Annotated in this window: 32 protein-coding genes, 3 tRNA genes and 1 other RNA gene; 27 read left to right on the top strand and 9 right to left on the bottom strand. The window is 49.4% G+C overall.

Annotated features, from left to right (window positions below):
- Window positions 1–41: 41 nt before the first annotated feature.
- From rplV to rpsE, 13 genes are all read left to right on the top strand, one after another.
- Complete coding sequence (gene rplV, locus WCV72_01490; GenBank protein ID MFA6458045.1) at window positions 42–488, top strand: 50S ribosomal protein L22; 447 nt, start codon at window positions 42–44, stop codon at window positions 486–488.
- Between the two features lie 52 nt (window positions 489–540).
- Complete coding sequence (rpsC, locus tag WCV72_01485; protein MFA6458044.1) at window positions 541–1,290, top strand: 30S ribosomal protein S3; 750 nt, start codon at window positions 541–543, stop codon at window positions 1,288–1,290.
- Window positions 1,291–1,298: 8 nt separating this feature from the next.
- Window positions 1,299–1,718 (top strand): 50S ribosomal protein L16, encoded by a 420-nt coding sequence (gene rplP, locus WCV72_01480; protein MFA6458043.1) that lies wholly within the window; start codon window positions 1,299–1,301, stop codon window positions 1,716–1,718.
- Window position 1,719: 1 nt separating this feature from the next.
- Window positions 1,720–2,133: a 50S ribosomal protein L29 gene (gene rpmC / locus WCV72_01475; GenBank protein ID MFA6458042.1), complete on the top strand. Its 414-nt coding sequence runs from the start codon at window positions 1,720–1,722 to the stop codon at window positions 2,131–2,133.
- Between the two features lie 10 nt (window positions 2,134–2,143).
- Window positions 2,144–2,512: a 30S ribosomal protein S17 gene (rpsQ, locus tag WCV72_01470; protein ID MFA6458041.1), complete on the top strand. Its 369-nt coding sequence runs from the start codon at window positions 2,144–2,146 to the stop codon at window positions 2,510–2,512.
- The gene (rplN, locus tag WCV72_01465) at window positions 2,509–2,877 is read left to right on the top strand and encodes a 50S ribosomal protein L14 (protein ID MFA6458040.1); all 369 of its coding nucleotides are present in this window, start codon (window positions 2,509–2,511) and stop codon (window positions 2,875–2,877) included. Before rpsQ ends, rplN begins: the two co-directional genes overlap by 4 nt.
- Before the next feature lie 28 nt (window positions 2,878–2,905).
- Complete coding sequence (gene rplX, locus WCV72_01460) at window positions 2,906–3,238, top strand: 50S ribosomal protein L24 (GenBank protein MFA6458039.1); 333 nt, start codon at window positions 2,906–2,908, stop codon at window positions 3,236–3,238.
- Entirely contained in the window at window positions 3,235–3,972 is a 738-nt protein-coding gene (rplE, locus tag WCV72_01455; GenBank protein MFA6458038.1) for a 50S ribosomal protein L5, read from the top strand. The genes rplX and rplE overlap by 4 nt, the downstream gene beginning before the upstream one ends.
- Window positions 3,973–3,986: 14 nt before the next feature.
- Complete coding sequence (locus WCV72_01450) at window positions 3,987–4,211, top strand: type Z 30S ribosomal protein S14 (protein MFA6458037.1); 225 nt, start codon at window positions 3,987–3,989, stop codon at window positions 4,209–4,211.
- Between the two features lie 102 nt (window positions 4,212–4,313).
- Window positions 4,314–4,697, top strand: coding sequence for a 30S ribosomal protein S8 (rpsH, locus tag WCV72_01445; GenBank protein ID MFA6458036.1), 384 nt, complete (start codon window positions 4,314–4,316; stop codon window positions 4,695–4,697).
- Between the two features lie 13 nt (window positions 4,698–4,710).
- Window positions 4,711–5,253, top strand: coding sequence for a 50S ribosomal protein L6 (gene rplF, locus WCV72_01440; protein ID MFA6458035.1), 543 nt, complete (start codon window positions 4,711–4,713; stop codon window positions 5,251–5,253).
- A gap of 53 nt (window positions 5,254–5,306) precedes the next feature.
- On the top strand, window positions 5,307–5,654 hold the full coding sequence (gene rplR / locus WCV72_01435; protein ID MFA6458034.1) for a 50S ribosomal protein L18: 348 nt from the start codon (window positions 5,307–5,309) through the stop codon (window positions 5,652–5,654).
- A gap of 47 nt (window positions 5,655–5,701) precedes the next feature.
- On the top strand, window positions 5,702–6,397 hold the full coding sequence (gene rpsE, locus WCV72_01430; protein ID MFA6458033.1) for a 30S ribosomal protein S5: 696 nt from the start codon (window positions 5,702–5,704) through the stop codon (window positions 6,395–6,397).
- A gap of 221 nt (window positions 6,398–6,618) precedes the next feature.
- Here the strand turns inward: rpsE and WCV72_01425 are convergent, their stop codons facing one another.
- The 4 genes from WCV72_01425 to purH form a co-directional block, all read right to left on the bottom strand.
- Window positions 6,619–7,353, bottom strand: coding sequence for a sulfite exporter TauE/SafE family protein (locus tag WCV72_01425; protein ID MFA6458032.1), 735 nt, complete (start codon window positions 7,351–7,353; stop codon window positions 6,619–6,621).
- Window positions 7,350–8,651 (bottom strand): dihydroorotase, encoded by a 1,302-nt coding sequence (locus tag WCV72_01420; GenBank protein MFA6458031.1) that lies wholly within the window; start codon window positions 8,649–8,651, stop codon window positions 7,350–7,352. Before WCV72_01420 ends, WCV72_01425 begins: the two co-directional genes overlap by 4 nt.
- Entirely contained in the window at window positions 8,648–9,637 is a 990-nt protein-coding gene (locus tag WCV72_01415) for an aspartate carbamoyltransferase catalytic subunit (GenBank protein ID MFA6458030.1), read from the bottom strand. Before WCV72_01415 ends, WCV72_01420 begins: the two co-directional genes overlap by 4 nt.
- A gap of 131 nt (window positions 9,638–9,768) precedes the next feature.
- On the bottom strand, window positions 9,769–11,274 hold the full coding sequence (gene purH / locus WCV72_01410; GenBank protein MFA6458029.1) for a bifunctional phosphoribosylaminoimidazolecarboxamide formyltransferase/IMP cyclohydrolase: 1,506 nt from the start codon (window positions 11,272–11,274) through the stop codon (window positions 9,769–9,771).
- A gap of 83 nt (window positions 11,275–11,357) precedes the next feature.
- Here purH and WCV72_01405 point away from each other — a divergent pair, with 83 nt between their 5' ends.
- A complete protein-coding gene (locus WCV72_01405) occupies window positions 11,358–11,768 on the top strand; it encodes a hypothetical protein (protein MFA6458028.1) in 411 nt (136 codons plus the stop codon).
- Window position 11,769: 1 nt separating this feature from the next.
- On the opposite strand, the gene WCV72_01400 is transcribed toward WCV72_01405, so the two are convergent.
- The 3 genes from WCV72_01400 to rny form a co-directional block, all read right to left on the bottom strand.
- Window positions 11,770–12,903, bottom strand: coding sequence for a glycosyltransferase family 1 protein (locus tag WCV72_01400; GenBank protein MFA6458027.1), 1,134 nt, complete (start codon window positions 12,901–12,903; stop codon window positions 11,770–11,772).
- A gap of 45 nt (window positions 12,904–12,948) precedes the next feature.
- Window positions 12,949–13,677: a ZIP family metal transporter gene (locus WCV72_01395; GenBank protein MFA6458026.1), complete on the bottom strand. Its 729-nt coding sequence runs from the start codon at window positions 13,675–13,677 to the stop codon at window positions 12,949–12,951.
- Between the two features lie 96 nt (window positions 13,678–13,773).
- Entirely contained in the window at window positions 13,774–15,360 is a 1,587-nt protein-coding gene (rny, locus tag WCV72_01390; protein ID MFA6458025.1) for a ribonuclease Y, read from the bottom strand.
- Window positions 15,361–15,763: 403 nt separating this feature from the next.
- On the opposite strand from rny, the gene WCV72_01385 reads away from it, so the two are divergent.
- The 5 genes from WCV72_01385 (at window position 15,764) to WCV72_01365 (ending at window position 18,817) form a co-directional block, all read left to right on the top strand.
- Window positions 15,764–15,840 (top strand) — tRNA-Arg (locus WCV72_01385).
- Between the two features lie 40 nt (window positions 15,841–15,880).
- Window positions 15,881–16,915 carry a Holliday junction branch migration DNA helicase RuvB gene (ruvB, locus tag WCV72_01380; protein ID MFA6458024.1) on the top strand — a complete coding sequence of 345 codons (1,035 nt, stop codon included), beginning with the start codon at window positions 15,881–15,883 and terminating at the stop codon, window positions 16,913–16,915.
- Between the two features lie 93 nt (window positions 16,916–17,008).
- Entirely contained in the window at window positions 17,009–17,455 is a 447-nt protein-coding gene (gene nrdR, locus WCV72_01375; protein MFA6458023.1) for a transcriptional regulator NrdR, read from the top strand.
- Between the two features lie 189 nt (window positions 17,456–17,644).
- Window positions 17,645–17,721 (top strand) — tRNA-Pro (locus WCV72_01370).
- Window positions 17,722–17,737: 16 nt separating this feature from the next.
- Window positions 17,738–18,817, top strand: a complete 1,080-nt coding sequence (locus WCV72_01365) for a YibE/F family protein (protein MFA6458022.1) — start codon at window positions 17,738–17,740, stop codon at window positions 18,815–18,817.
- 6 nt (window positions 18,818–18,823) lie between these two features.
- Here the strand turns inward: WCV72_01365 and WCV72_01360 are convergent, their stop codons facing one another.
- Window positions 18,824–19,759, bottom strand: a complete 936-nt coding sequence (locus tag WCV72_01360; GenBank protein MFA6458021.1) for a DUF475 domain-containing protein — start codon at window positions 19,757–19,759, stop codon at window positions 18,824–18,826.
- Between the two features lie 367 nt (window positions 19,760–20,126).
- Between WCV72_01360 and WCV72_01355 the strand changes: the two genes are divergently transcribed.
- The 4 genes from WCV72_01355 (at window position 20,127) to WCV72_01340 (ending at window position 22,437) form a co-directional block, all read left to right on the top strand.
- Window positions 20,127–20,202 (top strand) — tRNA-Pro (locus WCV72_01355).
- 38 nt (window positions 20,203–20,240) lie between these two features.
- Window positions 20,241–20,579 carry a hypothetical protein gene (locus tag WCV72_01350; protein ID MFA6458020.1) on the top strand — a complete coding sequence of 113 codons (339 nt, stop codon included), beginning with the start codon at window positions 20,241–20,243 and terminating at the stop codon, window positions 20,577–20,579.
- A gap of 4 nt (window positions 20,580–20,583) precedes the next feature.
- On the top strand, window positions 20,584–20,793 hold the full coding sequence (locus WCV72_01345) for a hypothetical protein (GenBank protein ID MFA6458019.1): 210 nt from the start codon (window positions 20,584–20,586) through the stop codon (window positions 20,791–20,793).
- Window positions 20,794–21,069: 276 nt separating this feature from the next.
- Window positions 21,070–22,437, top strand: coding sequence for an MATE family efflux transporter (locus tag WCV72_01340; protein ID MFA6458018.1), 1,368 nt, complete (start codon window positions 21,070–21,072; stop codon window positions 22,435–22,437).
- On the opposite strand, the gene WCV72_01335 is transcribed toward WCV72_01340, so the two are convergent.
- On the bottom strand, window positions 22,438–22,893 hold the full coding sequence (locus WCV72_01335; GenBank protein MFA6458017.1) for a hypothetical protein: 456 nt from the start codon (window positions 22,891–22,893) through the stop codon (window positions 22,438–22,440). It lies immediately after the preceding gene.
- Window positions 22,894–22,991: 98 nt separating this feature from the next.
- On the opposite strand from WCV72_01335, the gene rnpB reads away from it, so the two are divergent.
- From rnpB to prfA, 4 genes are all read left to right on the top strand, one after another.
- Window positions 22,992–23,339, top strand: an RNA gene (rnpB, locus tag WCV72_01330) — RNase P RNA component class A.
- Window positions 23,340–23,402: 63 nt separating this feature from the next.
- Window positions 23,403–23,609, top strand: a complete 207-nt coding sequence (locus tag WCV72_01325; protein MFA6458016.1) for a hypothetical protein — start codon at window positions 23,403–23,405, stop codon at window positions 23,607–23,609.
- A 2-nt stretch (window positions 23,610–23,611) separates the two neighbouring features.
- A complete protein-coding gene (gene prmC / locus WCV72_01320; GenBank protein ID MFA6458015.1) occupies window positions 23,612–24,445 on the top strand; it encodes a peptide chain release factor N(5)-glutamine methyltransferase in 834 nt (277 codons plus the stop codon).
- A gap of 64 nt (window positions 24,446–24,509) precedes the next feature.
- Window positions 24,510–25,571 carry a peptide chain release factor 1 gene (gene prfA, locus WCV72_01315; GenBank protein ID MFA6458014.1) on the top strand — a complete coding sequence of 354 codons (1,062 nt, stop codon included), beginning with the start codon at window positions 24,510–24,512 and terminating at the stop codon, window positions 25,569–25,571.
- Window positions 25,572–25,608: the final 37 nt, after the last annotated feature.

Genomic DNA, 25,608 nt, shown 5'->3' with positions numbered 1-25,608 from the left:
GCTAGTAAGAAGTAAGTTATAAGAATTAAGTTTAAATTTAAATGAAAGCCTACCTCCGCCAGACCCGCATTTCTCCCAAGAAAGTGAATGTTGTCGCTGCGCTCGTCCGCGGTAAAAAAGTCAACGAAGCGCTCACGATTCTGAAATTCACGCCGAAACGCAGTGCGCCGATCATCGCCAAATTGATCGCTTCGGCTGCCGCGAATGCGGAAAACAATTTCAAACAAGACCGTGAAAACCTGATGATTTCGAAACTCTCCGTCGATGCGGGCATGACACTGAAACGCGGTTTGCCAGTCTCGAAAGGTCGCTGGCATCCGATTCTGAAACGCAGTTCCCGCCTGCTCGTCGAGCTCTCCCCGGTCGTCGCTGCCGCAGAAGGTAAAAACGAAAAGGTAAAAGCTAAAAAGAGCGACGCGAAAGTTGCGAAGCCGAAAGCTAAAAAGGTGGCAGAAAAAATTGAAAAAGCAGAACCAGTAAATTCTTAATTCTTAGTCCTTAATTCTTAATTCTTACTTCTTACTTCTTAATCCTTAAACTGTGGGTCAGAAAGTTAATCCAAAATCGTTTCGGCTCGGCACGATCAGATCGTGGAGCTCGCGCTGGTTCTCGAAAAAGAACTATGTGAACTTGCTTCACCGCGACATCACGCTGCGCAAGGCGATCAAAGAACGCTTGAAGGAGTCGGGTGTCGGCGAGATCGAGATTGAGCGCAGCTCCGGACATGTCAAAGTCAATGTCCACAGCTCGAAGCCGGGCATGGTCATCGGTCGGGCTGGTGCGGCTTTGGAAGAATTGAAGAACGACATTGCACAGCAATTCGGCGACAAAATCGAAATCAACATCATCGAAGTCGCCAAGCCGGATACAGTCGCCCAATTAATCGCCGAGTCGGTCGCGAATCAAATCGAACGCCGCATGCCATTCCGCCGCGTCGCAAAACAGGCTGTCAAAAAAGGCATGGATGGCGGTTTGCGTGGAATCAAGATTCGCGTCGCTGGTCGTCTGAATGGTGCTGATATCTCCCGTGAAGAAACTTTCAAAGAAGGCAACATTCCACTGCACACGATTCGCGCGGATGTTGACTACGGTGAAATCCCGGCGAGCACGACTTACGGACAGATTGGTGTGAAAGTCTGGACTTACCGCGGAGAAATCTTCCTGAAAGATGCGACCGCCGTCCAAAAAGAAGCCGACCAAAATTGGCTCGCGGAATCGCGCAAAGACGCTTCCAAGAAAGAAGCCAAAGGTCGCCTGGAGGAAGAACTCGAAACTGAAGCTAAAAAATAATTTGTAAAATGTTATTTCCTAAAAAGACTAAATTTCGAAAATGGCACCGCAATCGCGGCTCGCTCAAAGGCGTCGCCGTGCGTGGTAGTCGCGTCGCATTCGGATCATTCGGCATGAAGATCGTCGAGCGCAGTGAGCTCACCTCCCGCCAAATCGAAGCCGCGCGCCGTGCGATTCAACGCTATCTGAAACGCGGTGGCAAGCTCTGGATTCGCGTCTTCCCTCACAAACCAATTACACAGAAAGCGGCGGAAGTGCCGATGGGCTCGGGAAAAGGTTCAGTCGAATATTATGTCGCGGCGCTCAAAGCCGGCACGGTCGTCTTCGAACTCGAAGGTGTGACAGTCGAGCAAGCCCGTGAAGCCTTCGAACTCGCTTCCCACAAGTTCCCGGTCAAGACTAAATTTGTAACCAAAGAACACGAATAAAATGCTGACATTTTCTGAAATCGCGCAACTCTCCGATCGTGATCTCCACGAGGAAGTGACGCGCACGCGCGACACACTTTTCCGCCAAAAAATGGGCGTGAGAACGAATCATTTGAAAGATTTGCATCTCATCAAAATCCTCAAAAAATATCTCGCCCAGCTTCTGACGGAAGCAGCTCGCCGCACCAAATTCGGCGACAAAGTCGAAAAGACCTCCGACGCGGTCGGTAAGAAAGCCAAAGAATTTTCAGCTGAGATCGAGAAAAAGCAAACAACCAAGAAAGAAAAAGCTGCTCCGAAAAAGGCGGAAAAAGCTGAAGCAACCGAAGCAGAAAAAATCGAAGCCAAATCCAACAAAGATGTGAAAGTCAAAAAAGTCGAACCGAAAGGACTTTTTAAAAAATCTGAAAAATAATCTTATTTAAATGCGTAGCAAAACAGGCATCGTCATCTCGAACGCCAACCAGAAAACGATCGTCGTCCGTGTCGATCGTGAGGTGAGCCATCCGATTTACAAGAAGAATTACCGCGTCTCGAAAAAATTCCATGCTCACGACGAGAAGAACGAAGCCGAAGTCGGCGATGTCGTGGAAATCATCGAGTCGATTCCCCTCTCGAAGCTGAAGAATTGGAAGCTCGTGAAAATCATTTCCAAGAATGCGAAAGTGGTCGACCAGCCCGCTGCCGTCGAGAGCGCCTCCGAGCGCGAACTGAAAGAGTCGGTCGCCAAAGAAAAAACTGCTCCGAAAATCGAAAAAGCTAAATCGGAAAATAATTCTGCCACAGCCAAATGATCCAAAATGAAACTTTTCTCGAAGTCGCTGACAACACTGGTGCGAAACTAGTGCAATGCTTCAAAGTCTTGGGCGGCAGCCACAGACGCTACGCACATATCGGTGATGTGATCGTCGTCTCGGTCAAAGAAGCCACACCCAAAGCGATTGCCAAAAGAAAAAGCATTCAAAAAGCGGTGATCGTCCGCACCAAAAATACGATTCGCCGCAAAGATGGCAGCGCACTGCGCTTCGATGAAAATGCGGTCGTGATCATCGACGAGAAGGGCGAACCGAAAGGTACCCGCGTCTTCGGACCGATTGCGCGCGAACTGCGTGAAAAAGGCTACCAGAAAATTATTTCCCAAGCTCCGGATGTTCTCTAGGTCCTAAATTTTAAATCATAATTCCGCAATGAAAATTCTCTCCTCCGATCTCGTCCAAGTCATCGCCGGTAAATACAAGGGTAAAACTGGCAAAGTGATGCGCGCAATTCCGAAAGAAGGCAAAGTCATCGTCGAAAAAGTCAACATCGTGACGAAGCACATCAAAAAACGCGCCGACGGTACGCCTGGTCAGATCGTGAAATTCGAGAAACCGATTGATGTCTCGAATGTCAAAATCATCTGCCCGCACTGCAAGAAGCCGGCACGCGTCGGTTATCGTATTCTCGCCAACGGCAAAAAAACGCGCTTCTGCAAAAAATGCAACGAAGGCATTATTAACCCGAAAATCTCCAAACAATGAAAGCATTTGATTTAGCCGCAATCGTCAAAACTGAAATTTTGCCCGCCGTCGGTAAGAAAATCGGCGCGAAAAATATTCATGCGATTCCCCACATCGACAAAGTAAAAGTCTCGGTCGGTGTCGGCAAGCTCGCGCGCAAAGGTGGTTCGTCGAACTCGATGGACGAGACAATTCTCGCGAAAGTCGCGAAGAATCTTGCGACCATCACGAATCAGAAAGCGCGCACACATCTTTCGAAGAAAGCGATTTCGAATTTCAAATTGCGCGAAGGCATGCCAATCGGTCTCTCGGTCACGCTGCGCGGCCCCCGTGCGCTCGACTTCATTTCCAAATTAGTGAATGTCGCGCTCCCCCGCGTCCGCGATTTCCGTGGTATCCCGCTCAAAAGTTTCGACGGCAACGGCAACTATTCGCTCGGACTCAAGGATTTCACCGTTTTTCCTGAGGTGCGACCAGAGGACGCCGAATTCGTGCACGGTCTCGAAATCACAGTTTGCACGACGGCGCGTTCGGATTCCGATGCCAAGGCACTACTCACCGCGCTCGGTTTTCCTTTCCAGAAAGACACTTCCAAATCTGATGCGGCTGAAGATGCTGCCAAAAAAGCTTTAGCTGACGCGCAAAAAGCGGCGGCGGAGGCAGCGAAGGCAGCGGGATTATTCAAAGAAGAAAAACCGAAAGTCGAACCGGCTCCAGTAGCTCCTGCCCCGGTAGCCGAAAAAGCTAAAAAATAATTTTTTAATTCCAAATGGCTAAAACTTCATCCATCGTCAAAGCTGCCCGCTTCAAACGCAAAGTCGCCAATGCGCTGGCTGCGGGTGTGAAACCCAAAAAAGCAACTCGCGTCGTGAATCGCTGCCGCATTTGCGGACGCAATCGTAGCTACATGCGCCGCTTCCAAATGTGCCGAATCTGTTTCCGCGAATTGGCTTCGCGCGGGGAAATCGTCGGAGTCAAAAAAGCGAGCTGGTAGATTAAGTCTTAAATATTAAGTCATAAATAATTAACTAAAAAATTTATCCCACAATTCATAAATCACAAAAAATTTTAGGGCTTATGAATTAATACTTAAAAAATTATGATAACCGATCCAATTGCCGACATGCTCACGCGAATCCGCAACGCGCAAAACGCGCGTAAGGAAGTCGTGCGCGTTCCCCATTCGAAGCAAAAACTCGCGATTTTGAAAGTGCTCGAGGCGAGTGAATTTGTCGGGAAAATCGAAGAAAACACTTCCGAGAAATTTCCAATCCTCGAAGTGAGCCTCAAGAAAGGCGGCGCATTTCAATTCAATCGCGTCTCGAAACCGGGTCGCCGCGTCTATGTCAAATCAACCGAAATCAAACCAGTCTTAAATGGTCTCGGCATCGCGGTGATTTCGACTTCGGCTGGATTTCTCACGAATAAAGAGGCGCACCAAAAGAAACTCGGGGGTGAAGTCATCTGCGAAATTTATTAATTCCAAACTTAAAATGAGTCGAATTGGCAAAAATCCCGTCCCCATTCCAGCCGGTGTCACCGCTGAGATTTCCGGAAATTCCGCGAAAATCAAAGGACCCAAAGGCGAATTGAAGCAGAGCTTCAACGCGCTCGTCGAAATTAAAAAAGACGGCGAGACGATTGTCGTCACTCCGAAAAATGACTCGAAAGAAGCGCGCGCGCTCTGGGGACTGACACGCACTTTGCTCGCGAACATGGTCGAGGGCGTGACGAAAGGCTTCGAGAAAAAATTAATCATCACGGGTGTCGGCTACAAAGTCGCGGCGAAAGGTCGAGATCTCGAACTGCAGCTTGGTTTCTCGCATCCGGTTCCGATCAAAGCACCGGCAGGCATCGACTTCGAAATCGATGTGAAGAAAAATACGATCATTACCCGCGGCATCGACAAGCAGCTCGTCGGTGAAGTCGCCGCGAACATTCGCAAGTGGCGCAAACCGGAACCTTACAAAGGTAAAGGTATTGCTTACGCTGGCGAACACATTCCACGCAAGGCTGGTAAATCGGCTGCTAAATAAGCGCATGCGCACACTCATTCTCGTGCAAGCGAGAAGCTAAATCTAAAATTCCAATGAAAACCGCTAAAAAATTACTCGACCGCACTGCCCGCAAACGCCGCATTCGCGCGCGCGTGAATGGCAATGCGCTGCGTCCGCGTCTCGCCGTTTTCAAATCGACGACCGCGATTTACGCGCAAATCATCGACGACACTGCGGGCAAGACGCTCGCTTCCGCGAATTCACTCAAAATTAAAAAAGGCACGAAAGCTGAGAAGGCGGCGGAAGTCGGCAAATTGGTCGCGACGGCTGCACAAGCTGCCAAAATCGAAGCGGTTGTTTTCGATCGCGGCGGATTCCTCTACTCCGGTCGTGTCAAGATTCTCGCTGATGCCGCGCGTGCTGCCGGTCTGAAATTTTAATTAGAAAGCAATTCTAAGAACTACCAACTACTAACTATCAACTCTCAATGAACACTCCTAATGACAAACGCAAACGCCGCAGTCATGGTCCGCGCGAAGAAAAAGAATTCGAGGAATACATGTTGCAGCTCGATCGTGTCACACGCGTCGTGAAGGGTGGTCGCCGCATGCGTTTTCGCGCGACAGTCATCATCGGTGATCGCGCTGGTCGTGTCGGCATCGGTCTCGGAAAAGGCGCCGATGTCCAAATCGCCGCGCGCAAAGCAGCGTCTGATGCGAAGAAAAATTTGATTACAGTGCCGATTGTGAATGATACGATTCCGCACGCTGCCAAATTGAAATACAAAGCGGCGCGTGTCCTGATCATCCCGGCGGCTCCAGGAACCGGTCTCATCGCTGGCTCGGCTGTGCGCAAGATGCTCGAATTAGCCGGCGTCAAAAATGTGCTTTCCAAAAGTTTCGGCACGACGAATCGCGTCGTACTCGGTCAAGCGATGCTGCGTATTTTGAGTGAATTGAAATTAACTGAGGCTGCCAAGAAATTCACCGCTGAATTAAAAAGACAAAAAGACGACGAGAAGAAGAAACGCCAAGCGGCGCAAAAAGGTTCCGAAAAAGTCGGTCGCCGTCGCCCCCCGCGCAAAGATGATGCGAAGAGAGCGCCGAGTGATTTGAAAGTAGCTGCGAAAAAAGTCGAGAAAGAGAAAGGTCGCCTCGAGACTGAAATCGAGCAGAAAGCCTAGCTGGAACATAGTCATTAAGTGGTTGAGTCATTCAGTCTTTCAGTCTTTGGGTTCGGGGGTCATTGGTCACTAGGTTCGGAGGGTTGTTGAGTCGTTCATTACTCTACCGCCAGCACTCCTAACTCCGGAATTAATTCCGGGTTTAAAAATAGGTTAAAAACGGGACGGATAAAAATTAAAATTTTTCACAGCTCAAACTCGAATTAGTTTCGAGCTTTGCGCTAGAAGAATAGCGTCTTAATCGCAGCGAGTACAACCAAGATTAAGAAAGCTTTTTTGAGCCAGGTTGGTTTTGTTTTGAAAGTTAAGTGTGCGCCGAGCAATCCCCCGAGTACTGCGCCCGCGATGACCGGAAGCTCGAAGCCTGTGAATTTCGCGCCGAAAAATAAGTAGCTCGCGACGACGACAACGCCGCCGACGACTTCGATCAGGCGCGTATTGACGATGGCGCGGTGCAGACTGAAATTGAGCGCGAGCGTCAAAACCAAAATAATCATATTGCTGGTCGCGCCGCCGAGTCCGCCGTAAAGTCCGAACAGAAATCCGATTGTGGGCAGGATTCTCTGGAAAATTTTTCGGTGGTGGAGTTTTTCGATTTTCCAATCTTTCAGTAGAAGCACTGCGCCAGCGAGCAAGACGAAGGGTATGATTTTCGTCAAAAATCCGACATCGAGCGAAGTCGCGATTTTGGCAGCGAGCGCGTAGCCGAGGATATTGCCTGCCAAAAATTTGGCGATAGTACGCCAATCAAATTCAGTCCGGTGATTTTTCAAAAAATACGAGCTACCACTCGCGGCTGCCGCGAGCGCGTAAATGCGGGAGAGCAGGAGTGTCTCGAGTCCATTCAATCCGAGGAATAAAAAGCTCGGCACGACAAACAAAAAAGTGCCGCCGACCGGGACGGCGACGAGACCGCCGCAAAAAGCGATTGCGAAAAACGCAAGCGACTCAATCATTTTTGCAGCTCACCTTTGCGCACCATCAGTGCGCCGCCGACCAAGACATCGGTCGCCTTGCCAAAAACTTTGCGGCCGTGAAATGGCGTGTTGCGTCCTTTGGACGCGAACTTATTTTTGTCGATGGTCCATTCCATATTCGGATCGAAAATCGAGAGATCGGCAATCGCGCCTTCTTCGATTCGTCCGCGATCAGAGCGAATAATTTTGGCTGGATTGAGAGTTAATTTCGCGAAGAAATCTTCGAGCGGCATTTTGTGTTTTTTCACCAATTCCGAAAACGCCAGCGCGAAGAGTGTCTCGAGTCCGGTGATGCCGACGGCAGCTTCGGCGAAAGGTACGAATTTCTCAACCAAGAGATGCGGCGCGTGATCCGAAATCAGCGCGTCGAGCGTGCCGTCCAGGATTCCGGCGATTAATTGCTGGCGGTCGGCTTCGCTGCGCAGTGGCGGATCGACTTTCGCGGCGGTACAGTAATTGGCACAAGCCGCGTCAGTCAGAAGCAAATGATGCGCGGTCGTGTCGGCGGTGATTGGCAAGCCAGCTTTTTTCGCGGCGCGAATTAATTCCACCGAGCGACCAGTCGAGACATGGGTGAAGTGATATGGCGTCGGAGTTTCGCGCAGAAGCTCGATGGTGCGCGCGACGACCAAAGCCTCAGTCGCAGTCGGCGAACCCGGCAAACCGAGCTGCGTCGCCATCCAGCCTTCATTCATGACAGCGCCGTCTTTGAGGTCGGCATCTTCGGGATGCGTCAGAATCGGCATACCGAAAGTTTGGCAATATTCCAGCGCCAATTTCCTCAGTCCCATGCCGCTCGTCTCGGCGCAATCGTCGATAATCATCGACGCGCCTGCTTCGCGCATTTCCCAAATCTCGGCGAGCTCGTGTCCTTCCATTTTTTTCGTCAAAGATCCAGCGGTGAGGACATTCACGATCCCCGCCTCGCGACCTTTCTCGAGTACGAATTTCACCGTCGTCTGATTGTCGATGGTCGGATTCGTATTCGGCATGCCGAGAATCGTCGTGATTCCGCCGAGTGCCGCGGCGCGGCTCGCCGTCGCGATGGTTTCCTTGTCTTCGCGTCCGGGCTCGCGCAGGTGGACATGCATGTCGACGAGTCCGGCGGTCACCAATTTGCCTTTCGCATTTAGGACGATATCCGCACCCGGTCGGTCGAGATTCGCTTTGATTTTGGCAATTTTGCCGTCGCGGATGAAAATATCAGCGACGCGCACAGGATTTCTCTTGTTCGCCGGATTCACGACTTGGCCGTTCTGGATCAGAATTGTTTTCATTTCCAGGGATTTACTTTCTTTTTCGGATTCGTCGCGAGTAGCCACTCGACTGCCATGCGGATCGGCAGACCATTTTCGACCATTTGTTGGACGAGACAATTCGGCGATTCCAAAACTTCGGTGCGTAAATCGAATTCACGGATGACCGGACCGGCATGGAGAATCGCGGCGTCTTTTTTCGCGAGCGCGACCCGTGGCAAATTCAGGCAATAATTTTTCGAATATTCGCGACCGGTGGCGACGAATTTCCCTGCGGCTCTTTCCGTTTGCAGGCGAATCGCGTGAATCGCATCGCAGCCCGGTAGAGCGTCTTCGATTTTATAAAAAACTTTCACGCCCCAATTTTCGACACCTTTCGGAATCAAAGTCTGCGGTGCGGCGAGGCGGATTTCGAAGCCGAGTTTCTGATAAAGTCGCACTTGGCTGCCGAAAACGCGCGAATGCAAAGCGTCGCCGACGAAAAGGTAAGTCAGTTTTTTATTCCCAAATTTCTCGCGCAAGGTTAGAAGCTCGAGCAAAGCCTGAGTCGGATGCTCGTGCCAGCCGTCGCCAGCATTCACGATGGAAGCGCGGACGAGACTCGCGAGCTGGAAGGCGGCACCAGAATTCGCATCGCGGATGATTAAAATATCAGCATTGAGCGCGTCGAGCGTGCGCGCGGAATCCCCCAGTGTCTCGCCTTTTTTGCCGCTCGAAGCTGAGCCGGCGAGATTGATGACATCTGCGCCGAGGTGTTTGCCGGCGAGCTCGAAGGAGCTGCGTGTGCGCGTAGAATTCTCGTTGAAAAAATTAACGATGGTCTTACCTTTCAAGAGATCGCATTTTTTCGCGCCATCCGTGATGAATTTCTTGAAAACTCGCGCGACAGCCAAAATCAGCTCGAGGTCATCGAGCGTGATATTTTCGACTGAAATGAGGTCTAAATTGGAAAGATTTTTCGCTTTGCGCGTCTTTTTCAGCTCCGCAAGTAAGTTTGCAGTCGTCATCCGAGGAGCGAGTGTAAATGAAAAATGCGTGCCGTGCAAATTGAAAATAATTTTAGATTTCAGATTGTCGATTTTTGATTTATTTTTTAAAAAATAAAATCTTCAATTTTAAATTTGAAATCTAAAATTACTCAGTGTTTGAATCCGCGCACACCTGAAGTCACCATCGCGACATTCGCACGGTCGGCGGCGACAATCGAGTCTCCATCACGAATCGAACCGCCCGGCTGAATGATCGCGGCGATGCCGGCATGCGCTGCGACTGTCACCGAATCGTCAAACGGGAAAAACGCATCGCTCGCGAGCACCGCTCCGCTGGCGCGTGTGCCTGCTTTCGCGAGGGCGATTTCGACGGCATCGACACGCGCGGTTTGTCCCGCGCCGATACCGACGGCGACTTCATCCTTCGCGATGACGATGGCGTTGGATTTCGCGTGTTTGCAGACTTTCGCGGCGAAGATGAGATCGCGAATTTGCGCTTTTGTTGGTGGTTTTTTCGTCACGACTTTCAAATCTTGTTCCGTGACGACACGGGTGTCGCGTTTCTGGACCAAGACTCCCCCGCCAATTTTTTTGAAATCCAATTCGTCCGGATTATTTTCAAATTTACCGATTGCCAGCAGGCGCAAGTTTTTCTTTTTCTGCAAAATCGCGAGCGCACTTTTTTCGAAGCTCGGCGCGATGATGACTTCCATGAAAAGCGGCTGAATGATTTCCGCGCATTTTTTATCGACCGGACGATTCAGCGCGATGATTCCACCGAAAGGCGATTTTTTGTCGGCGTTCAAAGCTTTATCCAACGCGCCGGAAATCGTCGCGTCACTCGCGACGCCGCAAGGATTGGCGTGTTTGATGATGGCAGCCGTCGGCTTCGCGAATTCAAATGGAATGCGAATCGCGAAATCCGCGTCCATCAAATTATTGAAACTCAATTCCTTGCCACCGAGGACTTCCGCATTCGCGATACAGCTCTTCGTGTTTCCGACTTCGTGAAAAAGTGCGGCGGTTTGGTGGGGATTTTCGCCGTAGCGTAGATTTTTTTGAAATTCGAAAACAGGCAGTTCATTTTCTGCGCCGAGGAAATTCGCAATCAGTGCGTCGTATTTTTGCGTCAGCGCGAAAGTTTCCGCTGCCAACTTTTGGCGTTCGGTTTTTGAGATACCCTTTTTCAAATTCTCAAGAATCTCAGAATATTGCTCAGGATTCGCGACGACAACGACCGACTCGAAATTTTTCGCGGCAGCACGCAATAAGCTCACACCGCCGATGTCGATTTCCTCGATGGCATCGGCGAATTTCACATTTTTTTGCGCAATCGTTTTGGCGAAAGGATAAAGATTGACGCAAACCAAGTCGATCTTCGGAATGCCGAATTTCGCGAGTTCGGCAGCATCACTTTTCGTCGCGCGCGCCAAAATTCCGCCGAAAACTTTGGGATGCAAAGTTTTGACGCGTCCGCCGAGGATTTCTGGAAAGCCGGTCAAATCTTCGACGCGTGTCGCGGAGACCTTATTTTTCCTCAGAAAATCAAACGAGCCGCCAGTCGAGAGAATCGTGAAATTCAGTTTCACCAGTCCGCGCGCGAATTCGGCGAGACCAGTTTTGTCAGAAACGGAAATTAACGCGGTTTTTTGCACCGGCGGAGATTTTAGCAGAAAACTTTTGACAAGCCGAAAATATTGAGAGAAAATTTAGCCTTATTTTTTTAACCCTTAAAATCATGCCTAATCCAAATCCAACAGAAAAATCATTTGTTGAATTGTCAGCAGGATTATCTGAAAGACCATTAGGTCATCATCCTTTTGGTTTTGACGCCTTAGGTGAACCATTTCACGGTATTGTGCGCTCTTTATCCAGAGCAGAAATGGCTGGTAAACTCACAGAAGAAGTTTTGTCCACAGCTAAGAATCAATTAGATAGTAAAGTTGTGGGGCCATTAGGCAATACTCTTTTTGCTTTGGCAGCCGATATAAGAGGATGTGATCCTAATACTGAAGGCACGATAAGGGGTTGGCAAAGTAAAATTGACACAGCTTTCAAGTCTAACTCTCTTCCAGAGAAGATAGAGTTGATTACTGCGATACGAGATCAGGTTATCAAAATGTATGAAGACCATAGATCAAAATCATAAATCAAATCCCCAAAACTTCGCGGTAAATTTCGTAGGTTGCTTCGCTCATCTTGCGCCACGAGAAATCAGCGATGCGGCGCAGTCCCCGCTCGCGTAATCTTTTTCGCGTCGCTTCATTCGACCAGGCTTCCCACATTTTGTCTGCCATTTCTTCACTGTTTTTCGGATCGAAAAAGAGCGCGTTGCCGTCGCCGCAAATTTCTGGAATCGAGCTGGCATTGCTGGCGACGACTGGAACTCCGCACGCCATCGCTTCGAGCGGCGGCAGACCGAAGCCTTCGTAAAAGCTCGGGAAGACAAAGACGCGCGCGTTTTGATAAAGCTGCAACAAATCTCGGTCATCCACCAAATCGGTGAAAACGAAATGGTCTTCGAGACCGAGATCACGGACTTTGGCAAAAATCTCTGGCGCGTAAAATTTATTCGGACGACCGGTAATCACGATTTCGCCATCGAAATCTTTTTGTCGTGCGACGACTTGCGCCATCGCTTCGAGCATTCCCAAGATATTTTTGTGGTCGCGCCAGACGCCGACATAGAGCAGGTAATTTTTCCGAATGCCGAATTTTTGTTCGAGTTGGCGACGCGAAAGCTCAGTCGGAAAAGACGGCACGAACTCGCGACCGACACCATTCCACACGACTTCGATTTTGTCCGAATTGATTTTCAAGAGCTCCATCAAGTCCTTTTTCGTGTTCTGCGACACGGCGATGATTTTGCTCGCGTGACTAGTCGCGCGGCGCAGGACGAGATTATAAGCGAGGCGATGGACGAGCTTATTCATTTTTTTACCCGGGAATTTCGAAAGCGTGAGGTCGTGAATCGTCACGATTGATTTCCGGTGATACAAAATCGGCGCGTTGAAATGCGTGAAATGCATCAGATTCAGGTCTTCGGAATTCAGAATCTTGAGGAATTTCGTTTGCTCGTCGGTGGAATAATGCGGCGCATCGACGCGCACTGCCCGAAAGTTCTCCGCCGGTGCGACGAAATTCTCGAATTCCTGGGGATTCAAAAACACGACGAATTCATTCTTCGCATCGAGCCGCGCGAGTCCGCGAATCAATTCGAAAGTGTAACGACCGATGCCGGTGAAACCACTCGAATACATCCGAGCGTCAATCCCGATTTTCATCCGCGAGATTTTACCGACAAATGCAGGATTACGCGAACATTGTTCTTACTCGACCGGGAAAAAATGGCCGAAGCTGAAAATCAGCGCGATACCGATTACGAGAAAAACAAGATTCAATTTATTTTTCGTGTGATGCGTCTCAGGCAGCAGGTCGGAAAGCGTGATGTAGAGCAAAGTCCCGGCGGAGAAAGCCAAGCCATAACCAATCTGCTGCTCGGAAAAAGTTCTCAGCACGGGTGTCAGGAGAGCGGCGCAGGGTGTGGTCGCCGCGACGGCGAAAATCCACCACAAACTTTTGCGGTCTTTTTTGTGACAAATCAGCGCATGCAAAATCGCGCCAGCAGGCAATTTATGCAGGACGATGCCGATTGCTGTGAGCCAGCCGAGGACAGGATTCGTCAGGAAAGCGAAGACAATCAGAACACCGTCGAAAAAAGAGTGCACGCCGATGCCGATGGCAGCGAGCGGTCCGATGGCGTGGTTTTCACATTCGCCCGGATGACTGTGTTCGGGGCAGCCATGTAAATAAAAAAAATGTTCGAGCGTGAAGAAAAACAGAATTCCGGCTAAGACAAGAGTCCAGGCGGGCTGACCGGCAGTCGCGATGGCTTCCGGCAAAACATGGAAAAAGGTGATCGCGAGCATGGCGCCGCTCGCGAAAGCGATGACTGGTCCGGAATGGCGCGCGATGAAATGCGCAAAGCGGTGCGAGAGCAGTCCGCCGCCGAGGAAAGCGAGGAAAGCGATTCCGGTGGCGAGAAAAATTGGTAGCATTTGGATGCGTTAATTTAATTGTTCTAGATGTTCGACCGCTCAATTTCAACATTTAGAACAAGTAGAACAAGCGCAGCGATTGAACAATTAGAACGATTATTTCGCGAGTTCCTCCGCGCGTGTTTCGCGAATCACATTCACTTTGATCTGACCCGGATAAGTCATTTCTTTCTCAATCTTGCTCGAAATCTCTTTCGCTAATTTGTGCGCGGCGAGGTCGTCAATTTCCTGCGGCTTCACGATGACGCGTACTTCGCGACCAGCTTGAATCGCGTAGGCATTCTCGACTCCGGCGAAACTCTTCGAGATATTCTCGAGTTCCTCGAGGCGTTTGATATAGGCGTCGAGACTTTCGCGGCGTGCGCCCGGACGACTGGCTGAGATCGCATCGGCGACTTGCACGATGATGTCAGTCATGGATTCGATCGGCACATCCTCGTGATGCGCTTCGACGGCGTGGACGATTTCTTCGGGGATTTTGAATTTCCGCAAAATATTCGCGCCGATTAGCGCGTGCGGACCTTCGATTTCGTGGTCGACGGCTTTGCCGATGTCGTGCAGCAAGCACGCTGTTTTGACCATTTTCACATCCGCGCCGAGTTCACTCGCGATGGCTGCGCCGAGCCAGGCTGTTTCGGCGGAATGCTTCAAAACATTCTGACCATAACTCGTGCGGAAACGCAGTCGTCCGATGAGCTTCATCAGATTCGGCGGGAGGCCGACGACGCCGGTCTCGACGACGAGCTGCTCGCCCCATTCTTGCATCAATTTTTGCGCATCTTCTTCAGCCTTCTTCACAGTTTCTTCAATTCTTGCCGGGTGGATGCGACCGTCAGCAATCAATTTCTCAAGTGCAGTCTTCGCGACATAGCGGCGGAGCAGATCGAAACCCGAAATGAGAACTGCGCCGGGCGTGTCATCGACGATGACATCGACGCCGGTCGCCATTTCGAAAGCGGTGATATTTCTTCCCTCACGACCGATGATGCGACCTTTCAGGCTGTCGTCGGCGAGCGGGACGAGTGTGACGGTTGATTCGCTCGTGGCTTCCTGCGCCAATCTCTGAATCGCCTGCGCGATGATTTTGTTCGCTTTCTTATCAGCCTCGAGCTTCGCTTTCGCTTCGCCTTCTTGGATTTTTTTCACGAGCTCCTCCTCCGAATCCTTCTCGATTTTGGCGAGTAGCTGCTGTTTGGCTTCTTCTTTCGAAAGTTTCGCGACTTGCTCGAGTTTCGTTTTCTCCTCCTCACGGATTTTTTCCGTCTCGATTTTCAAGTCCTCGATTTCTTTTTCGCGCTCAGTGAGCGTGATTTTTTGCTTTTCGAGATTCTCAATTTTGACATCGAGGTGATTTTCTTTTTCGACGAGTCTTTTTTCACTCGCCTCGATTTTGGCTTTGATTTCCTTCTCCTCCGTTTTGGCTTCGGTAAGAATTTTTTCCGCCTTGGCGTGATTTTTTTCCGCCTCTTGTTTCGATTCCTCAGCCGCAGCATGGGAACGCTTCTCGATTTCCCGGGCGTGTTTCTCGATTTCCCGAGCGTGCGTTTCCGCCTCCAGAATTAGCTTGGCAGCTTTTTTGGCTGAGTCTTCCGCGTCTTTTTTGAACTTAGTCGCAGCTGCGAAAAAACCACCAGCTCCGCCGACGACTAGGCCGACGATGACAAATAAAATTGTGGGATCCATTGCATTGGGGTTAAATAATAGCCCCAAACAGTTTTATCGCGAAAAATGCCCGACGATTTGAGAACTTTTTCGAGTCTCTATTTTCGTGAGAACAAGTTTTTTCAGCGATTTTTCAGAAGTTTTCCACCTCGTTTCAGTTTTCATTTTTCAAAATAAATCTGGAATCTTCAGCAACTGTTTGAGAAAATTGCGAGTTGATTTTAACTTTTTAATTCCTGTCTGACAAATGTCAGGTCATTGGGTCATTTGGTTCGGAGGGTTGTTAAGTCTTGTGCTGGTTCGAATTTGTAATTCGAAAATTTTTCGCAACCCAAGTCTGAATTGGTTTCGTAACTCGGGTCTATATCCGCCAATGGCGGTCTTGCGGCAACTTTTCTGTCTTCCGCTAAAATGACTTCAATTCGCGCCCGTAGCTCAGCTGGATAGAGCAGTACCCTTCTAAGGTAAAGGTCGGAAGTTCAAATCTTCCCGGGCGCACCAAACAATTTAAAATTTAAGATTTAAAATTGAAAATTTGGCGATGATTGAAAGAAATCAAAAAATTGCGAAATCCGAAAAAAAGAAAAGTCCGGTCGAGCCGAAAGCGACCTCGGACGAGTTTTCGAAATTGGACGCGACGCTGCGTCCGCAGACTTTCGACGAGTACATCGGACAAAAGGATTTGAAAAAAAACCTCAAAGTCTTTCTCGCGGCAGCGAAGCAGCGCGGCGAAGCGCTCGAACATACCTTATTTTACGGACCGCCGGGACTCGGCAAGACGACACTCGCGACTGTGCTCGCGAATGAGCTCGGAGTGAATCTGCGCATCACTTCCGGTCCGGCACTGGAAAAAGCGGGCGATCTCGCGGCGATTCTGACCAACTTGCAGCCGAACGATTTACTTTTCATTGATGAAATTCACCGTTTGCGGACAGTTGTTGAAGAAGTACTCTATTCCGCGATGGAAGATTTCGCGATTGACCTCGTCCTCGGCAAAGGTCCGAGCGCGAAAACGATGCGCCTCGAAGTGCCGCGTTTCACTTTGGTCGGCGCGACGACGAAATTTTCCGGTCTGTCCGCTCCCCTGCGCGATCGCTTCGGTTCGGTTTTTCGCTTGGATTTTTACGACAATGCCGAAATTGAAAAAATTCTGGCGCGTTCTGCCAAAATTCTGCAAGTCGAAATCGAGCCGGCGGCTTGCCAAAAATTAGCCGGTTGCGCGCGTGCGACGCCAAGAATTGCGAATCGACTGTTGCGGCGGATGCGCGATTTCGCGGACATCAACCACGCCGGTGTGATTCATTCTGCGGTCGTCGAGCAAGGACTTCGCGATTTGGGCGTGGATGCGCAGGGTCTCGATGCGCACGATCGCCGTATTCTCGAGATTTTGGTTCGCAAATTCGCGGGCGGTCCGGTCGGACTTTCGACGCTCGCAGCCGCGGCTTCGGAAGAAGCGGACACGATCGAGACCGTGATTGAGCCATTTTTACTGCAGCTCGGATTACTCGCGCGCACGCCGCGCGGGCGCGTTGCGACTCCGGCAGCATTCGAATTACTCGGAATTAAAATTCCGTAAAATCCAAAATTGTCTGATGCTTGGGATTAAAAAAATCGCCGATTTTGTGGTTTGCGCTTTTCAAGCCGCAACATTTGGTGCAAAATCGCCGTGATGATTTGCCAAAAATGCGCCAATCCCGAGACGAGCGTGATCGATTCACGCGAGACTGACGGTGGCAACGCGATTCGGCGGAGGCGCGAATGCGAGAAATGTGGTTTTCGTTTCACGACTTACGAGCGCGTCGATGCGCCGAATTGTATCGTCGTGAAAAAGGATGGCACGCGCGAACCATTTTCCCGCGAAAAATTGGAAAAGAGCTTGTGGGTCGCCTGCCAGAAGCGCCCGGTGCGGCGCGACCAGGTTGATTTGGTTTTGAATGCGATCGAAGAGGAGCTGCGCGGCGAAAAAGAAGTCGATTCGCGCAAGATCGGCAATCTCGTGATGAAAGCGCTGAAACAGCTCGACGATGTCGCCTACATTCGCTACGCTTCGGTTTACCGCGAATTCAAAGATGTGGCGAGCTTCCAAAAAGAATTACTGCGCTTACGAAAATTTTAATTGAAAAATCGGCGGCAAAGAGGCAGAATCTGTTTTTGAAAATTCACGGCCGAATCATTCGATTATTGAATCATTGAAAATTTAAAACCGGGGTGTAGAGCCGAAGGCTAGACCTTGTCTCGCAGTTGGCTAGCGCGTCCCGATGGACATCGGGAAGGTCAGAGGTTCAGAAATCATAAAACTCAAAATCGGGGTGTAGCGCAGTTGGCTAGCGCGCGTCGTTCGGGACGACGAGGTCGGAGGTTCAAGTCCTCTCACCCCGACCAAATAAATTCGTGCGAAATGCGAAAAATAATTCTCACGCTTGCGCTCTTGATTGCTTCAGCGCATTTCGCGATGGCGGTGGCGGCGGATACTTCGACAGATTCGGCTTCGACTGTGTCGCCAGACAGCCTCGAATTCGCCGTCGGTGATGTCACGAAAATTCAAGATAAAAATGCGACGATTCGACTGACTGACGGGCGCGAAATTTCAGTCGAGGTCACCGACGAATTCACGACGACGCCGAATCAAGTTCCCATCGTCGGCGAGAGATTCGTACTCGGTAAATTCGACCTCGGCGGCACGATGACTTGGCAAATTTATGATCATTATCGTCTTGCAGCTTTATTGATAATTTTCGCAATCTTCGTCGTGATTCTGATTGCAGTCGGCGGCTGGCGCGGCGTCACTGCGCTCGTCGGACTCGCGGCTTCGATTGGTGCGATTATTTTCGGCATCGTGCCCGCGCTTGCGGCGGGTTATCCTCCCCTCTTGGTTGCGTTGATCGGCGGCTCGCTGATTGCCGCGGTGACGATTTTTCTGGCGCACGGATTTAATTTCCGGTCGTTACTGGCTTTCTTCGCGACTATTTTCACACTCGGAATCGCGGCAATTTTCGCCGTTTTTTTCACCAACTTCGCCGCGCTTTTTGGCACCGGGACGGAGGAAACTTTTTATTTGTCGGGTGTACTTTTCGGCAAGCTCGATTTGCGCGGACTTTTGCTCGCCGGAATTTTACTCGGTGCGCTCGGCGTACTCGACGATATTACGGTCGCCGAAATCACGACCGCGGATGAATTAATCCAGGCAAATCCGAATCTTTCGCGCCGCGAAATTTTTCGGAGCAGTTTGCGCGTCGGTCGCGAGCACATCGCCTCGATGGTGAATACGCTCGCGCTCGCCTATGTCGGAGTCGCACTGCCCTTCATTTTGCTTTTCGCCGTCGATGGCAATCAGCCGCTCTGGGCGCTGCTGAATTCTGAATTTGCCGCCGAAGAAATCGTCCGCACCTTGGTCGGCTCGCTGGCACTCGTGCTGGCAGCACCGCTTGCCTGTGCGCTCGGAGCTTTCTTTCTCAGGAGGAAAAAGCGCGCTCGCTAGTTTGAATTATTTGCTGGGAATTTTGCCACCACTTGCTTTGAGCGCGTGCTGCGATTTGAGAAAGAAAAAGCCGACGACGCCGAAAGTGATGACCGGAGAAACGAAGCTCGGAACCTCGAAGCCGAAACTATCGAGCAACATAATTATTCCCAGAAAGAGAATCGAATACATCGCGCCGTTTTTCACGAAAATATATTTTTTGATTCTGTCGATATTGCCAATCGTGAGCTGGCGCACGACGATCGCACCGAGACCGTTGCCGAGCAGGATGAGTGGCACCGAGAGCGTGAAGGCGAAAGCCCCGAGTACGCCGTCGATCGAGAAAGTCGCGTCGATGACTTCGAGGTAAAAAATTTTACTAATGTCGGAGAGTCCGGTCGTGAGCATTTTGCGTTCAGCTTGTTCGGCATTTTGCTTGAAGCCGTGCGTGATGAAAAAAGCCGTCGAACCAAGCACCGCGCCAAAAGCCATCATCGGTGTTTCTTGGAGTGCGAGCCAGACGATGGCTGACAGTAGAATCGAAACCACGGCGTAAAACCAAATGCCAATCGAGAAAAAGAATTTTTCACCTTTCAGTCCGAAGTGTTTGTCCTCCAGGAATAGCCAGTGAAAAAATAGGAAAACCAAAAATGTTCCGCCGCCCGAAAGCAAAATCGGCGCAGCTGATTCGACTGCCGTCAGCACGCGCGGATCATTGCTGAAAGTCGCGGTCACCGCTTCCCAGGGCCCGAGTCCGGGAGTAGCCAGCCAAATAATCAGCCAAGGCAGCAAACCGCGTATGGCAAAAACAGCGAACAAAATTCCCCAGATCAAAAACCAACGCCGGTACTTCGGCTGCATCGTGCCGAGGACTTCGGCGTTGATGATTGCATTATCAATCGAAGAGATAGTCTCAAAAAGGCAGAGCCCGATGACGGTGAGAGCGATTGACCAAAGGTTCATAAAGTAAAAGTGAAGGATGGTTGGTTGCCCGAAATTTTAAACACTTTTCTGCAAACAAGCACGCACGCACGCTCGCTCGTTTCCCCGGCGATTGCGCGTCTTTTTACGATGAGCGGAAATAGCTGTTCGAGCTGTTTGAAATGTTTTTTTGCGCTAAAATCGGCTGCGCGATTTTAAATTTTTCAATCTTGTTTTAAAACTTAAAACTCGAAATTAAAATTAATTGCAAATTGAATTATTGAATCATTCAATCATTGAAAATTGAATCGGGGTATAGAGCCGAAGGCTAGACTTTGTCTCGCAGTTGGTAGCGCGTCCCGATGGACATCGGGAAGGTCGGAGGTTCAGAAATCATAAAACTTAAAATCGGGGTATAGCGCAGTTGGTAGCGCGCACGCATGGGGTGCGTGAGGTCGTCGGTTCAAGTCCGGCTACCCCGACCATTATGGATGTCTGATAGACATCTAAAACTAAGTAAATTATGGCAGACTTAAAAATCAATGACGACGGACAGACTAAGGTTGATGGGTCATTACCCGTATCCGAGTATGTTCGTGGAATCATGTCCGAATATGCCATTAAAGCATTATGGATTTTAGTTGGTGCTGTGCTTGCTTTTTTAATTACGCAATTTTTTGGTTTATCAACACTCGTTCATGAACTAAATGGCGAACAGCAACAATTTGATAAAACTATAGAAATGCTAATGAATGAAAGACAAGATTCTTTCTCGATATTGTTAAATTTGCAGAAGAACTTGATTGATGAAAATATGAAATTAAAAGAACAAATTAACCAACTTAATCAATCTATCAAATAACTCTATGATTAAAATTGGAGACATTGATATCGGTAAAGTTATAATTGAGCTTCAATTTCAGTCAAAGCTTAATAGTTTTTTGATTGAAGCTTTGCTAAATAAAAAAAATCTTACACAAGATGATGTTGAAAATTTGAAGGAACAAGCTGCAAAAGCAGTCAATGATTATTATGGAGGCAAACAAATGATTACTTATACCCCCACCAAAAAATAAACTGATTCTACTAGCTCTAAATAGTTAAGGTTCTACAACTTGCTTTTTCAAAAAATTCACATCTGAATCTCTCCTAATTAAATATGCTCTCAAACTCTTAATCGTCAGACCTATTGCTTTATCCTCAATTTCCCATAATCTTTTGGTATTCGGTTCGGGTTGTGGTTTGAAAACTCAAGCAAAAGTAGATTAGCTCTTGGAGCTAGTGCTAAAATTCCTGATGTAATTCTGTCTCGGCAATTTTTGTGATTTATATTGATTTAACTTATTTTCAACATGGAAGCGCGCAAAAGATTGCTCGAAGGCCCGATCGTGAAGTCGATTCTCATGATCTCGATTCCGATTATTCTCGTCAATACGATTCAGACGGTTTATCAACTCATCGACACTTTTTGGGTTGGTCGCATCGGAACTACGGCAGTGGCAGCGGTCTCACTCAGTTTTCCAATTACTTTTTTACTCAATTCTTTCGCGATGGGTTTCGCGATGGCTGGTTCGATCTTGGTCGCGCAATTCAATGGTCGCGGTGACAGGCGCGGTGTCGCACTGGTGACTGGTCAGACGCTCGCTTTCGTCACGCTCGTCTCGCTGGCGATTGGTGCGCTCGGCTACTTCGGCGCGGAATGGGCGCTCAGTTTCCTGACTCACGATCCGGCGGTGCTCGCTCCTGCCGCCGACTATCTGCGGATTTCTTTCCTCGCCATGCCGGCGGTTTTCATCTTCGTCATTTTCCAATCGATGCTGCGCGGAATCGGTGATGTGCGTTTGCCGCTGCTCATCTCGATTGCGACGGTGGTGCTCAATTTTTTCCTCGACCCGCTTTTTCTCTTTGGCTGGAATTTCATTCCGCCGCTCGGCGTGGCAGGAGTGGCTTTCGCGACGCTAATCACGGAATCACTCTCGGCGGTGGTTGGTCTCATTTTCTTGTTCTCGAAAAAATACAATCTCGGCGTGCGGCTGTCCGATTTTCGGATTCAGAAAAAATGGCTCAAGAAAATTTTCCTGCTCGGCTTCCCTTCCTCGATCGAAATGTCAGCGCGTTCGCTCGGCATGGTTCTCGTCACGCTTATCGTCACCGGTTTCGGCACGCTCGCAATCGCGACTTATGGCATCGGAACCAAAGTCTTGATGCTCATTATCATTCCCGCGATGGGTTTCGCGATGGCGACCACGACTCTAGTCGGCAATAATCTCGGTGCGCGGCAGCACGCCCGGGCGGAGAAAATCGTGAAATCCGGCATGAAAATCGCGTTCATCTCACTGACGGCTTTGGGGATTTTAGTTTTTATTTTCGCTTCCAATCTCGCGGCTTTTCTCGTGCCGGGTGAGGTGGAGCTGATCGCGCGGACGACCATGTTCATTCGCCTGATGGCGCCGACTTTCGGTTTGATTGGTGTACAGATGGTTATCCTCGGCACGGTCAAGGCGGCGGGACAGACGACGACAGCGATGCTGCTCGCGTCGTTCCACGCTTTTATGATTTTCTTTCTGAGCTATTTTCTCTCGGAGAATTGCGCTCTCGGCGAATTTGGAATTTGGCTCGCCTACCCGCTCGCGAATGTCTCCGCGCTCGCGCTCGCCTTCTTTGTCTACTTTCAAAAAAAGTGGCTGAAGTCCGATTTGGTTTTCAATCCAACTTTATAATTAATTAAGTGTTGTTTGTGCAGATGCTCGTGTTGATGCACGATTAAATCTTTTAAAAAACTCTTTTTCAATTTTACTTAAACGGGCTACGATTTCGGGATTTTCTGCAGCTGCAGCTGCGAAAATTTTCTCCAGTTCATGGTGCGAATTTCGTTCTGTCAAAGCTGTGATTAATCGCCTCAAGCATTGATTTAGTTTGTAATTTGGATTTTCCCAACAATTCTTTGGTTTGGGATTTTGCCTTTTTCTTCGGCGAGCGTTTATTGTTTGGCGCCAATTTATTAGCTTCAGTCGGTTTATGAGGTTATTTATTTGCAGCCAACTAAAAACTTCGTAGACATTTGGAAATTCTAAATTGACTTGATTATTTTGCTTGATGATTTGTCCAAGCCAATCGATTAAATCGGCACAATCGCGCGGTTTTTCGGCTGAATCTCGGCGGAGTTTTTCAAGCATTTTATTGGGAATAGAGCGCGGTATTTTAACGAAATTTCAGCTTGCACGCCAAGCCAAAATTGACTTTTATTTTCTTTTCTATCAAAATTCGCATGGCTCAAGTAAACAAGGCAATCGCTCTTTGAATTTTCGAATTCGAGGGAGGAAAGTCCGAGCAGTGCGTGTCAACGAGAGTCGCTAACGGCGACCGTCCGTGAGGATAGGGAAAGTGCCACAGAGACAATACTATTCCGCTTCGGCGGGACAAAGGTGAAAAGTCGGGCGATGTTCGAATTCTAGGATCGAGCTACGCCCTTCGCTCAATCGTGAGATTGAAGCGTGGTAAACCCTCTCGGCTGCAAGGCGGGATTGGAAATACGGAATCGGGCGGACACGGCCCCCGCGTTTCCCGCCGCATAGAAAAATGATTGCCCACGACAGAACTCGGCTTATCGTTTGCTTGAGCCAATTTTATTCGCTAAAATCCCGCCACTAAATCTTCAATCGAAAATCTAAAATCTTAAATTACTATGGCTTCCACCAAAGTTTTGCGCAAGAAAAACGAGAGCTCTGATCAATTGCTCACCCGCTTCAATCGTCGTTCGACGCGTTTCGTGAAGTCGTTGCGCAAAGGTCGTTATTTGGCAGAAAAGCCAGGAGCGCTCAAAAAACGCACGGCGGCGATTATTCGCGAAAGATACCGCGCCGAGCACGAGCGCAAAAAGCATTACGAATAGTCTTGCCGAAAGTTTCGGAAGTTCTCGCAGGCTCGCTGCTTGACCGATTGGATGCCGAGCTTTTTTTGGGTGAGGTTTTGAATTTCTCGCCAACGGAGCTTTTCGCGCAGCCGGATTTTGAGATTTCGGAAGCTGCGTTAGCGCGTTTTCACGCTTTCGAGAAATCCCGTCTCGCCGGCAAATCAGTCGCGGTGATTCTCGGTCACAAGGAATTTTTTGGACTCGATTTTTTCGTCAATGAAAATGTCCTGATTCCCCGTCCTGAGACGGAATTACTCGTTGCAGAAATTCTGAAAATTGCGCCGCGGAGCTTGCTTGATGTCGGGACGGGCTCGGGTTGTGTTGCGATTTCCGCCAAAAAAAATCTGCCGCATTGTCGCGTCAGCGCGAGTGATGTCTCCCCCGCTGCGCTCGCAGTCGCTCAAAAAAATTCCCAAAACTTGGGCGTGGAAATTGAACTGATCGAATCAGATTTGCTTGAAAAAATTTCCGATGAGTTTGAAGTAATCGCGGCGAATTTGCCCTACATTCCGGACGATTCTCGCGAGATTCAAAAATCGGTCGCGGACTTCGAGCCGCGGCTCGCGCTTTACGGTGGTGCGGATGGACTCGATCTGATTCGGAAATTATTGATTCAAATTTCCAAATTACCTCAAAAACCAAAATTCGTTTTGCTCGAATTTGGTGGCGGCGCGCAGACTGAGATTTTGGAAAAATTCGCGCAGGAAATTTTTTCCGATTCGGAAATCACGATTTTGCCTGACCTCGCGGGAATCGCGCGAGTGCTGAAAATAAGCAGGATTGTGAAGACTCTCAAGAGCAATAAAGAGCGATAAGGATTAAAATAATCAAAATCCTTATAATCTTTAAAGCTCATTATTACCTTTATTCTCCTTCCTCATGATTGAAAAGGTTCGGAAACTTCTCGCTGAATTTAGTGGAATCGAAGAGCAACTGGCTTCGCCGGAGAATGTCGCGGATCAAAAAAAATTCCGTGAACTCTCGATTCGTTATTCGCAAATCAACCAGGATGTTGAGCTTTTGCGCGCCTTCGAATCGGCTTGGCAAAATCGCACCGAGGCGGAGGAAATTCTCCAATCGGGCGACAAGGAGATGAAAGAAATCGCCGAGGAGCAGAAAATTCTCGCTGAAAAACAGCTCGCCGAATTCGAGGCCAAGCTCAAAATCGCCCTGCTGCCAAAGGACAAAAACGAAGGCAAGAGCGTGATTGTCGAAGTGCGTGCCGGAACGGGTGGTGAAGAGGCGGCGCTTTTCGCAGCGGAATTGACCCGCGCTTATTTTCGTTTCGCGGAAACGGAAAATCTCAGAACTGAAATTATTTCGCGGTCGGAGGCGGAGGCGGGCGGAGTCAAGGAAATTGTTTTCCGCGTCGAGGGATCGTGCGCTTACGCCAAATTCAAATTCGAAGCCGGGACACACCGCGTCCAGAGAATTCCGGCGACTGAGTCCAAAGGACGCATTCACACTTCCGCGGTGACGGTCGCGGTGCTGCCGGAGGCGGAGGAAGTCGATGTCGAGATTCGTCCTGATGAATTGCGCGTCGATACTTTTTGTTCGAGTGGTCCGGGCGGGCAGTCAGTTAATACGACTTATTCTGCCGTACGCATCACGCATTTACCGACCGGTTTGATTGTGTCGCAGCAGGACGAAAAGTCCCAAATCAAAAATCGCGCCAAGGCGATGCAGGTGTTGCGCAGTCGTTTACTCGCGCGCTACGAAGAGGAAGCGGCGCGTGAACGCGGCGAATTGCGCAGTGGCATGATCGGTTCGGGTGACCGTTCCGAAAAAATTCGCACTTACAATTTCCCGCAGGATCGCGTGACGGATCACCGCATCGGGCAGAATTTCTCGAACTTACCGAAAATCATGGAAGGTAATTTGACCGAAATCGTCGCGCAGCTGGCTGAGGCTGAGCTGGCTGAAAAATTAAAAATCGAATAAAAGTCAATTTAAAATTTTAGGTTTTAAATTTAAAATT

This window comes from Patescibacteria group bacterium (assembly GCA_041665585.1).
Lineage (GTDB): Bacteria > Patescibacteriota > Gracilibacteria > JAHISY01 > JAHISY01 > JAHISY01.
The sequence above is the reverse complement of the archived record's forward strand: the minus strand, read 5'-3'. Positions and strand labels throughout refer to the sequence as shown.

Excerpts from the sequence above, each read along its gene's own strand:
- rplV (MFA6458045.1), top strand. The coding sequence starts at position 42 with ATGAAAGCCTACCTCCGCCAGACCCGCATTTCTCCCAAGAAAGTGAAT.
- rplP (MFA6458043.1), top strand. The coding sequence starts at position 1,299 with ATGTTATTTCCTAAAAAGACTAAATTTCGAAAATGGCACCGCAATCGC.
- rpmC (MFA6458042.1), top strand. The coding sequence starts at position 1,720 with ATGCTGACATTTTCTGAAATCGCGCAACTCTCCGATCGTGATCTCCAC.
- rpsQ (MFA6458041.1), top strand. The coding sequence starts at position 2,144 with ATGCGTAGCAAAACAGGCATCGTCATCTCGAACGCCAACCAGAAAACG.
- rplN (MFA6458040.1), top strand. The coding sequence starts at position 2,509 with ATGATCCAAAATGAAACTTTTCTCGAAGTCGCTGACAACACTGGTGCG.
- rplX (MFA6458039.1), top strand. The coding sequence starts at position 2,906 with ATGAAAATTCTCTCCTCCGATCTCGTCCAAGTCATCGCCGGTAAATAC.
- rplE (MFA6458038.1), top strand. The coding sequence starts at position 3,235 with ATGAAAGCATTTGATTTAGCCGCAATCGTCAAAACTGAAATTTTGCCC.
- WCV72_01450 (MFA6458037.1), top strand. The coding sequence starts at position 3,987 with ATGGCTAAAACTTCATCCATCGTCAAAGCTGCCCGCTTCAAACGCAAA.
- rplF (MFA6458035.1), top strand. The coding sequence starts at position 4,711 with ATGAGTCGAATTGGCAAAAATCCCGTCCCCATTCCAGCCGGTGTCACC.
- rplR (MFA6458034.1), top strand. The coding sequence starts at position 5,307 with ATGAAAACCGCTAAAAAATTACTCGACCGCACTGCCCGCAAACGCCGC.
- rpsE (MFA6458033.1), top strand. The coding sequence starts at position 5,702 with ATGAACACTCCTAATGACAAACGCAAACGCCGCAGTCATGGTCCGCGC.
- WCV72_01425 (MFA6458032.1), bottom strand. The coding sequence starts at position 7,353 with ATGATTGAGTCGCTTGCGTTTTTCGCAATCGCTTTTTGCGGCGGTCTC.
- WCV72_01420 (MFA6458031.1), bottom strand. The coding sequence starts at position 8,651 with ATGAAAACAATTCTGATCCAGAACGGCCAAGTCGTGAATCCGGCGAAC.
- WCV72_01415 (MFA6458030.1), bottom strand. The coding sequence starts at position 9,637 with ATGACGACTGCAAACTTACTTGCGGAGCTGAAAAAGACGCGCAAAGCG.
- WCV72_01405 (MFA6458028.1), top strand. The coding sequence starts at position 11,358 with ATGCCTAATCCAAATCCAACAGAAAAATCATTTGTTGAATTGTCAGCA.
- WCV72_01400 (MFA6458027.1), bottom strand. The coding sequence starts at position 12,903 with ATGAAAATCGGGATTGACGCTCGGATGTATTCGAGTGGTTTCACCGGC.
- WCV72_01395 (MFA6458026.1), bottom strand. The coding sequence starts at position 13,677 with ATGCTACCAATTTTTCTCGCCACCGGAATCGCTTTCCTCGCTTTCCTC.
- rny (MFA6458025.1), bottom strand. The coding sequence starts at position 15,360 with ATGGATCCCACAATTTTATTTGTCATCGTCGGCCTAGTCGTCGGCGGA.
- ruvB (MFA6458024.1), top strand. The coding sequence starts at position 15,881 with ATGATTGAAAGAAATCAAAAAATTGCGAAATCCGAAAAAAAGAAAAGT.
- nrdR (MFA6458023.1), top strand. The coding sequence starts at position 17,009 with ATGATTTGCCAAAAATGCGCCAATCCCGAGACGAGCGTGATCGATTCA.
- WCV72_01365 (MFA6458022.1), top strand. The coding sequence starts at position 17,738 with ATGCGAAAAATAATTCTCACGCTTGCGCTCTTGATTGCTTCAGCGCAT.
- WCV72_01360 (MFA6458021.1), bottom strand. The coding sequence starts at position 19,759 with ATGAACCTTTGGTCAATCGCTCTCACCGTCATCGGGCTCTGCCTTTTT.
- WCV72_01350 (MFA6458020.1), top strand. The coding sequence starts at position 20,241 with ATGGCAGACTTAAAAATCAATGACGACGGACAGACTAAGGTTGATGGG.
- WCV72_01345 (MFA6458019.1), top strand. The coding sequence starts at position 20,584 with ATGATTAAAATTGGAGACATTGATATCGGTAAAGTTATAATTGAGCTT.
- WCV72_01340 (MFA6458018.1), top strand. The coding sequence starts at position 21,070 with ATGGAAGCGCGCAAAAGATTGCTCGAAGGCCCGATCGTGAAGTCGATT.
- WCV72_01335 (MFA6458017.1), bottom strand. The coding sequence starts at position 22,893 with ATGCTTGAAAAACTCCGCCGAGATTCAGCCGAAAAACCGCGCGATTGT.
- WCV72_01325 (MFA6458016.1), top strand. The coding sequence starts at position 23,403 with ATGGCTTCCACCAAAGTTTTGCGCAAGAAAAACGAGAGCTCTGATCAA.
- prfA (MFA6458014.1), top strand. The coding sequence starts at position 24,510 with ATGATTGAAAAGGTTCGGAAACTTCTCGCTGAATTTAGTGGAATCGAA.